The sequence below is a fragment of the Methylobacterium ajmalii genome (assembly GCF_016613415.1).
GTDB lineage: Bacteria > Pseudomonadota > Alphaproteobacteria > Rhizobiales > Beijerinckiaceae > Methylobacterium > Methylobacterium ajmalii.
The window spans coordinates 1-5,269 of the sequence record NZ_JACWCT010000176.1; the positions used below are offsets into that span (position 1 = coordinate 1).

General features: G+C 73.1%; 5 protein-coding genes. 1 reads left to right on the top strand and 4 read right to left on the bottom strand.

Annotated elements, in window-relative coordinates:
* From HPY23_RS30640 to HPY23_RS30650, 3 genes are all read right to left on the bottom strand, one after another.
* Positions 1-254: hypothetical protein (locus tag HPY23_RS30640; protein WP_200601743.1), on the bottom strand; the 254-nt coding region annotated here is incomplete at its 3' end.
* Positions 255-392: 138 nt separating this feature from the next.
* The gene (locus HPY23_RS30645) at positions 393-608 is read right to left on the bottom strand and encodes a DUF2842 domain-containing protein (RefSeq protein WP_060846623.1); all 216 of its coding nucleotides are present in this window, start codon (positions 606-608) and stop codon (positions 393-395) included.
* Between the two features lie 116 nt (positions 609-724).
* A complete protein-coding gene (locus tag HPY23_RS30650) occupies positions 725-4,174 on the bottom strand; it encodes an indolepyruvate ferredoxin oxidoreductase family protein (RefSeq protein ID WP_091883352.1) in 3,450 nt (1,149 codons plus the stop codon).
* A 122-nt stretch (positions 4,175-4,296) separates the two neighbouring features.
* On the opposite strand from HPY23_RS30650, the gene HPY23_RS30655 reads away from it, so the two are divergent.
* Positions 4,297-4,776 carry an Lrp/AsnC family transcriptional regulator gene (locus tag HPY23_RS30655; RefSeq protein WP_091883349.1) on the top strand — a complete coding sequence of 160 codons (480 nt, stop codon included), beginning with the start codon at positions 4,297-4,299 and terminating at the stop codon, positions 4,774-4,776.
* 63 nt (positions 4,777-4,839) lie between these two features.
* On the opposite strand, the gene HPY23_RS30660 is transcribed toward HPY23_RS30655, so the two are convergent.
* The coding region (locus HPY23_RS30660; RefSeq protein WP_420891350.1) for an outer membrane protein at positions 4,840-5,269 on the bottom strand (430 nt) is incomplete at its 5' end.

Sequence of the window (5,269 nt, forward strand, 5' to 3'; positions counted from 1 at the left end):
CGCGGGGCCGGCTCGGCCGTCGCCTCGGCGAGCGCCGGCGGCAGGGGCAGGCGCGGGATCGCCGCGGAGACCGCGGCGGCGGCCGCCGCCACGTTCTTGGCCGCCGGGCCGAACAGCGACAGGCACTGGTTGTAGGCGAGGTCGCCCTTGATGCGCTCGCACTCCCCGACGGAGCGCGGGACGCCCTGCGCCTGCGCGGCGCCGGAACCGAGGCAGAGGGGGCCGAGAAGGAGGAACGCGAGCGCGTGGCGCATGGGCCTGGGGCTGCCTTGCGGGTTCGAGCGGGGAGGCACGGGGCGCGGGCGAGCGCGGGCCGTGGGGAATTGCCGCCGTCCCTGGCAGGCATTTTGGGCGAAAAGCCGGCCTGAACCACCCGGTTCGTGAAGAAGTCCTCAGGCCGGATCGCGGTCGGGGCGCTCCATCCAGCGGATCAGCGGCATCAGCGGGAAGATCCAGGCGATGCCGAGGATCGCGTACAGCACCGACTGCACCACCGCCGGCGTCTCGGCGATGCGGCTGTCGGCGAGCGCCATGGCGAGGGGCGCGTAGACGATCACGAAGGCGATCATCGCGATCGCCCCGAGGAGGGAGCGGGTACGGCGGCGCATGGGCTGGCAACCTGTGGCGTCTGTCGGATCGTGGGCCCTCGCCTACGCGAGGGCCCGGCCCGCCGCAATCCGGCCGGCCGACGCAGGCGGGAGGCCTTGGGCGCGACCGGGGCGCCTCACCCGGCACGCGAGAGCGGCGCCGCCGCGTCGTTGCCGGTCCGGGCCGCGGCGAGGAGCCCGGCGCTGCGGCTCCGCCAGGCCGCGATCGCCCGCGCCTTGACCGGGCCGAAGCCGCGGATCGCCTGCGGGGCGGCGAAGAGGTCGCGCACCGTGTCCGCATCCGCCCGGCCCACGAGGGCGAGCGCCGCGTCGATCTGCGCCTCGTACTCGGCGAGCACCGCCCGCTCCTCGCGCCGCTCGGCGATCAGCCGCAGGGGATCGAGGGGCGTGCCGCGCAGGCCCTTGAGACGGGCGAGCCCGCGCAGGACCGGCAGCAGCCAGGGGCCGAAGGCGATCTTGCGCGGCTCGCTCTCGCCCGGCCGGGGGCGGGCGAGGAAGGGCGGGGCGAGGTGGAAGGTCGGCCGCACCGGGCCCTCGAACTCGTCCGCCAGCCGGGCGTGGAAGGCCGGGTCGGACTGGAGCCGGGCGACTTCGTACTCGTCCTTGATCGCCATCAGCTTGAACAGCGAGCGGGCGACGGCGTCCGCTGCCGCCTCGCCGGCCTGCGCCCGCACCGTCGCGACCCGGGCGCGGTAGCGCGCCGCGTAGGCCGCGTCCTGGTACTCGGCGAGGTAGGCGGCGCGACGTGCCACCAGGCCGTCGAGGTCCGGTTCCGGCTCCGGCGCCGTCACGCCTTGCGCGGCGACGAAGGCCGGGTCGGCGGCGACGAGCCGGCCCCAGGCGAGGGCGAGGCGGTTGCCGGCCACCGCGACGCCGTTCAGCGTCACCGCCTGGTCGAGGGCGGCGAGCGAGACCGGCACCAGCCCGCATTGCCAGGCAAAGCCGAGGAGCAGGACGTTGGCAGCCTGCGCGTCGCCGACGAGCCGCTCGGCCAGCGCCTGCGCGTCGAGGCTCTTCAGCGCTCCCGGGCCGACCCGGCGGGCGAGCAGGGATTCAAGCATCCGCGTGTCGATGCGGGCATCGGGATCCCGCAGGGTCGCGCCGGTCGGGATCTCGTGGGTGTTGGCGACGATGCGGGTGCGGGCGGGGTCGATCACCGCCGCGGCGTCGGCGCTCGCCGCCACCACGAGATCGCAGGCCAGCACCGCATCGGCGCGGCCGCGGTCGATCCGCACCTGATGGAGCCCGGCCGGGTTCGCGGCGAGGCGCACGAAGGACAGCACCTGACCGCCCTTCTGGGCAAAGCCCATGAAGTCGAGCACGCTGGCGCCGCGCCCCTCGAGGTGGGCCGCCATGGTGACGAGGGCGCCGACCGTGACGATACCGGTGCCGCCGACGCCGGCGACCAGGATCTCGTAGGGTTCGGGGCCAAGGGCCACGTCGGGCTCGGGCAAGGCGGCGGCCCGGGCCGCGACGGCTTCGGGGGCGACCGCCACGCCCGGGCGGCGGCGGGGCTTCGCGCCCTCCAGCGTCACGAAGGACGGGCAGAAGCCCTTGAGGCAGGACAGGTCGCTGTTGCAGCCGGTCTGGTCGATCGCGCGCTTGACGCCGAACTCGGTCTCGAGCGGCACGACCGAGAGGCAGTTCGACTTCTTCTGGCAGTCGCCGCAGCCCTCGCAGACGAGGGGATTGATGACGGCACGCCGCGCCGGCTGGGGCGCGAGGCCGCGCTTGCGCCGCCGCCGCGCTTCCGTGGCGCAGGTCTGGTCGTAGACGAGCACGGTCACGCCCGGGGTCTCGCGCAGCTCGCGCTGCACCGCGTCGAGGTCGTCGCGGTGATGGAGCGTGACCCCGGGCCCGAGGGGATCGCGGGCGGTGGCCTGCGCCACCCGGTCGGGATCGTCCGACACCACCACGACGCGGGCTGCGCCCTCGGCGCTCACCAGGCGGGTGATCTGCGGCACGGTCAGCACCCCGTCGACCGGCTGGCCTCCGGTCATCGCCACCGCGTCGTTGTAGAGGATCTTGTAGGTGATGTTGGCGCCGCTCGCGATCGCCTGCCGGATCGCGACGTGGCCGGAATGGAAATAGGTCCCGTCGCCGAGATTCTGGAATACGTGCGCCTGGCGGGTGAACGGCGCCTGGCCGGTCCAGTCGACCCCCTCGGCCCCCATCGGCACGATGCCGGTGGTGTCGCGCTCCATCCAGTTCGCCATGAAGTGGCAGCCGATGCCGGCGCGGGCCTGCGAGCCCTCCGGCACCCGGGTCGAGGTGTTGTGCGGGCAGCCGGAGCAGAAATACGGCGTGCGCACCGGGAGCGGCCCCGAGGGGGCAGGCGGCGACGGCGTCGACGGTACCCGCGCCGCCACCCCGGGGGCGTCGAGGCGCGCTGCCAGGATCGCGGTCAGGCGCGAGGGCCGCAGCTCCTCGACCTCCGGGACCAGGGGCGAGCCGGCGCCGTCGCGCTTGCCGAGGATGCACGGCCGGCGTTCGGGGGCGAGGTCGTAGAGCCCGTCACGCAGCTGGCGCTCGACCAGTGGCGCCTTCTCCTCGACCACCAGCACGGTCTCGACCCCGGCGGCGATGCCGGCGATGCCCGTGACGTTGAGGGGATGGACGAGGCCGACCTTCAGGACCGCGATCCCGTGGGCGGCGAGCGAACCCGGGTCGTGGCCGAGGAGGCGAAAGGCCTCCATCGCGTCGCCGTGGGCCTTGCCGACGGTGACGACGAGAAGGCGGGGACGCTCGGGTGCCACCACCAGCCGGTCGAGGGGGTTGGCGCGGGCGAATGCCCGGATCGCGTCGAGCTTCTTCAGCGCCCGCGCCTCGATGGCGAGGCTCGGCAGGTCGGGCCAGCGGATGTGCAGGCCGCCGGGCGGCGGGACGAAGGCGGGGGTGGTGAAGGTCGGCAGCGGCGCGAGGTCGACCGAGGCGGCGCCCTCCACCACCTCGGAGATCGCCTTGAACCCGACCCAGGCGCCGGAGAAGCGCGAGGCGGCAAAGCCCCACAGGCCGAACGCCTCGTACTCGGCGAGGCTGCCCGGGTGGATCACCGGCATGTGCCAGGCCGCGAGCGCGAGGTCGCTCTGGTGCGACATCGAGGACGAGACGCAGCCGTGATCGTCGCCGGCGACGACCAGCACGCCGCCCTTCGCCGAGCTGCCATAGGCGTTGCCGTGCTTGAGCGCGTCGCCGGAGCGGTCGACCCCCGGGCCCTTGCCGTACCAGAGGCCGAACACCCCCTCGACGGTGGCGGCCGGATCGAGGGCGACGCGCTGACTGCCGAGCAGGGCGGCCGCTGCCAGGTCCTCGTTGATGCCCGGCTGGAAGCGGATGCCGGCCGCCGCCAGGCGCTCCTTGGCCTTCCACAATTCCTGGTCGACGGCGCCGAGCGGCGAGCCGCGATAGCCGGAGACGAGGCCGGCGGTGGCGAGCCCGTCGCGCCGGTCGATCGCGGCCTGGGCCAGGAGGAGCCGCACCAGGGCCTGCGTGCCGGTCATGTAGGCCCGGCCGACGCTCCGGTCGAAGCGGTCGTCGAGGCGGTAGGCGCGGTCGAGCTCGGGCATCGGCGGGATCTCCTCGGGCACCAGCCTATGCCGCAGCTTAGGGGAGAACCTGCCTGTCTGCTTCCCTTCAAGGGCTGACAGAGGTACGAAAAGGCGTGAAATCGCCGTTACGGGACATGCCTATGCCTGAGCGCAGAGAGCTGCCTGATCGCTTCGAGCGTGCGATCCTCGATGCCCTGCAGGACGATGCCCGGTTGTCGGTGCAGGACCTGTCGCAACGGATCGGCCTCTCGACCTCGCCGACCTGGCGGCGGCTCAAGGCGCTGGAGGAGCGCGGCGTCATCCGCGGCTACGTCGCCCTGGTCGATGCGGCGGCCCTCGATCACGGCCAGTGCGTCTTCGCCCACGTCACCCTCGCCAAGCACGACCGCGAAGGGGTGGCGGAGTTCGAGCGTGTGGTCGGCGCCCGGACCGAGGTGCTCGAATGCTTCTCGACCACCGGCCAGGCCGATTACCTGCTGCGGGTCGTGGTGCGGGACGCGCAGCACTACGAGCGCTTCCTGCAGGAGGCGGTGTTTTCCTGCCCGGCGGTGCAGCAGATCCACTCGAACTTCGCCCTGCGCGAGGTGAAGTTCAGCGTGAAGGTACCGACGGGGGCGTAAGCATAAAAAAAGAGCCCGGCCGTGAGGCCGGGCTCCGCTCCGTCCGGGGACGGAGAGTTCAGACTAGAAGCCGTTGAACTTGTAGTTCAGGCCGGCGCGGACGACCGCGAACTCGGTCTCGCGACGGTAGAGGTTGGCCGGGCCGACCGACACGACGCTCGGCGAGAACACCGAGTACTGCGTGCCGTTGGCGGTCTGGGCGAACACGCCGTTGTTGCGGTTGCCCTGATCCAGGTTCACGTACAGGCCTTCGACCTTGAGGGTCACGGCCGACGAGCGGAAGAAGTTGAAGAACGAGTCGGTGGGCAGAGCGTACTCGACGCCGCCGCCGACGACCCAGCCGGTCTGGAAGTTGTCGCGCGAGCTGTTCGGCAGGCCGAAGTCCTGGCCGCCGCCCGAGCCGTAGGCGAAACCGCCGGTGGCGTACACGAGGGTGCGGTCCCAGGCGTAGCCGAGGCGGCCGCGCACGGTGCCGAAGAAGTCCAGGCCCGAG

What these genes read in the sequence shown, in the direction of transcription:
- HPY23_RS30645 (WP_060846623.1), bottom strand. Translation starts at nt 608, where the DNA reads ATGCGCCGCCGTACCCGCTCCCTCCTCGGGGCGATCGCGATGATCGCC.
- HPY23_RS30650 (WP_091883352.1), bottom strand. Translation starts at nt 4,174, where the DNA reads ATGCCCGAGCTCGACCGCGCCTACCGCCTCGACGACCGCTTCGACCGG.
- HPY23_RS30655 (WP_091883349.1), top strand. Translation starts at nt 4,297, where the DNA reads ATGCCTGAGCGCAGAGAGCTGCCTGATCGCTTCGAGCGTGCGATCCTC.